This window comes from Nitrospinota bacterium (assembly GCA_009873635.1).
Lineage (GTDB): Bacteria > Nitrospinota > Nitrospinia > Nitrospinales > VA-1 > LS-NOB.
This window is the reverse complement of sequence record WAHY01000018.1, coordinates 14,610-17,369: the sequence shown is the minus strand read 5'-3', so window position 1 is coordinate 17,369 and position 2,760 is coordinate 14,610. Positions and strand designations below refer to the sequence as shown.

Genomic DNA, 2,760 nt, shown 5'->3' with positions numbered 1-2,760 from the left:
CTGTTGCCGTGCGCGCAGATCAATACATTTTTCCCTGCTTTGATGGAAGGCACGATTTGATCAAACCAATAAGGCAGGAACCTGTCGACAGTATGTTTTAAAGCTTCTGAAGCTGGCAACTGGTCTTTGCTTATTCCTGCATACCGAGCATCTTTGGATGGCATTCGGTCATCATTGTCAGGGAGAGGGGGGGGAGGCGTGGCATAACTTCTGCGCCAGATTTTAACCTGTTCCGCACCATGCTTTTCTGCTGTCTCTGCTTTGTTCAACCCTTGCAGATTGCCATAATGCCGCTCATTCAGTTGCCAGGCTCTTGTGACCGGGATCCACATCAGATCCATTTTATCCAACACAATCCATAAAGTCCTGATCGCCCGTTTGAGAACAGAAGTATAGGCCAGGTCAAAACTGTAACCCTCTTCCAGGAAAAGCTTTCCCGCCTGTTCGGCTTCCTGTTTTCCCTGGTCCGTCAAATCTACATCAGTCCAGCCAGTAAACCTGTTTTCCAAGTTCCATTGACTCTGCCCATGCCTTAAAAGTACCAATTTATACATATTGCTATAACCTCCTGATCAACCCAAAGTTAAATTCGTGCGCAATATCCCATACAATCCAGGAAAAGAGGAAATTTTATATCTCCAAATAAATTATTATTTTATCCACCCAATATAAAAACATTTACATTTCCCGAAATATTGGGGTACAAATATTTAGAAAGTTCATGTTTCTAAAGCCCGAATTTTTTTGTTAAGTGATTGAATTTTGGGCTGTTATCGATTAAATTATCTAGTAATCGAAAAAAAAGTGTTATAATTAAGTTCGCTAGAAATTTGTATTCTTTGTGATCCGTGTTGTGTCTGTAAATTTTGGAGACTTGGCGATATGGATACTATCGCTCATTTTTATCGTGAAATAAATAGCGGTTTTCTAAATAAAAATTGCGGTCAGGGTTTTGAAGTTTCATATCTCGCAGAATATGATGAAAATGATGACCCCGTATTCAGAAAGTTTGTAGATTACACACCTGAGAATCACGAGAAAATCAAAAAAATGATGGAGGCCGATGATTGCATGGAGTTCTTCATCCATGAAACCGACCTCATCAAATATTATAAAAATTTTAAGATTGCCAATCTGCAAGAGGCCCTCAAAAAGATCCGCCTAAAAAAATTTTAAAAGAAGCCTACCTGTTGAGTGAGCAGGTGATCAAGGAATATTTTGAGAATATCGGCTCTTCACGAATATTAAGAACACTTGAGGATCTTGTTAAAATAATCCATGAGTGTATGGAGCTTGGAAACCTTGAGTTCATTGATGTATTCCACGTAACAAAAAAGGACTACCACTCTTATTACCCACTTTACAAATACCGGTTTATATTGCATGGCCCTGGCAAAGAAATTACAAATGACTCCAGAAGCCATTCAAGAGATAGGTTTGGGGGGAATGCTTTTTGATGTTGGGAAAAAAGCCATTCCCTATGAAATTGTCATGAAAGAAGGAGAACTGGAACCCGATGAATTTCAGTACATCCGCAAACATCCTTCAGCTGGCCGCAAGGATCTCAATGACATGAAATGTTACAGCGAGAACATTTTAAAAATGGCCGCTGAACACCATGAAAAATATGACGGATCGGGTTACCCATTCCAGCTGAAAGGAGAGAAAATTTCTCTCTACGCCAGAATATGCAGCATAATGGGTGTTTTCGGGGCTTTGACTGCTCCCCGCTCGAACCGTGCCGGCATGACCCCATTTGCTGCCCTGACTGAAATGAAAAGCAATATGGAAGGGCATTTTGATATGTGCATTCTGGTCAACTTCATCAAATTACTTGCTGACGCAGCTGCAGCAAGAGTTTCAGCATCACGGTCAGGAGCGGCTGGTTCCAGACAACCAAACAAACAGGCTGCGGCTAGTGCCTGATTGTTAGAGCCGCTTTCCAGTTCAGTGATTTAACGGATGTGTTTTAACATCCGTTTTTTTATGCCTGTTTTTTTCCTTCCGAACGACTTATGCTTTACCACTCCTGATGAATAGAGGTATGATAGTTCATTCATAAAAGGAGGATTACTGTGTTTGTCGAGGTCGATTCCAACGCCAATACGGACCGTAGCTTTAATATGATTTTTCGGGACATCAGCCCCTCCCGGGAATTGTATTGCATCAAATACCCGGTAAACGGAGAAGAACAGCCGGTTCAGATTACCGGTTGGGATGCTGATTCCAACACATCGTGTCCGGCCTATGCCTGTAAAGTAGAAGAATCTGGAGATGGTGTTGCCATGCTGATTTACGGTGGATCGGGAGGAGTGCGTATGAAACTCCTCGAAGATGAAATGCAATGGGACGCTGACTCGCCACAACAGTGGGGAGAAACCCACCTGGTTTATCCTGCAGACTGTTTCATCGTTTATAAAGACGAGTTATAACCTGCGGATCAGGATAAAACAATTTGCCGGAGAGTTTCTTCCTCAACGGGTGTTCCCTGGCTGCCTTCAACACAATGCATCAGGAACTCCCGGTTCCCTTTCTGGCCGGTAATGGGAGACTCTGAAACCGCTATCACAGCCCACCCTTTTTCTTTAATAAAAAGGTTCAAATCAAGAAGTACACGAATTTGTTTATCCGGGTCTTTGATAATGCCACGATTTTCTACTTCCCCTTTTCCTACTTCAAACTGGGGTTTGACCAGGGCAACCAGTTCTCCTTCCGGTTTAAGAATTTTCAATAAAGGTGGAATAACAAGTTTAAGTGAAA

5 protein-coding genes are annotated in these 2,760 nt (G+C 42.2%); 3 read left to right on the top strand and 2 right to left on the bottom strand.

Annotation, left to right across the window (positions count from 1 at the left end; genetic code table 11):
- Positions 1 to 554: 2,3-diphosphoglycerate-dependent phosphoglycerate mutase (gene gpmA / locus F3741_10145; GenBank protein ID MZG31144.1), on the bottom strand; the 554-nt coding region annotated here is incomplete at its 3' end.
- Positions 555 to 882: 328 nt separating this feature from the next.
- Here gpmA and F3741_10140 point away from each other — a divergent pair.
- The 3 genes from F3741_10140 (at position 883) to F3741_10130 (ending at position 2,432) form a co-directional block, all read left to right on the top strand.
- Positions 883 to 1,176: a hypothetical protein gene (locus F3741_10140; GenBank protein MZG31143.1), complete on the top strand. Its 294-nt coding sequence runs from the start codon at positions 883 to 885 to the stop codon at positions 1,174 to 1,176.
- Between the two features lie 207 nt (positions 1,177 to 1,383).
- Complete coding sequence (locus F3741_10135) at positions 1,384 to 1,926, top strand: HD domain-containing protein (GenBank protein ID MZG31142.1); 543 nt, start codon at positions 1,384 to 1,386, stop codon at positions 1,924 to 1,926.
- Positions 1,927 to 2,075: 149 nt separating this feature from the next.
- Complete coding sequence (locus F3741_10130; GenBank protein MZG31141.1) at positions 2,076 to 2,432, top strand: hypothetical protein; 357 nt, start codon at positions 2,076 to 2,078, stop codon at positions 2,430 to 2,432.
- A gap of 8 nt (positions 2,433 to 2,440) precedes the next feature.
- Here F3741_10130 and F3741_10125 read toward each other — a convergent pair whose 3' ends face one another.
- Positions 2,441 to 2,731 (bottom strand): hypothetical protein, encoded by a 291-nt coding sequence (locus F3741_10125; protein MZG31140.1) that lies wholly within the window; start codon positions 2,729 to 2,731, stop codon positions 2,441 to 2,443.
- Positions 2,732 to 2,760 lie beyond the last annotated feature (29 nt).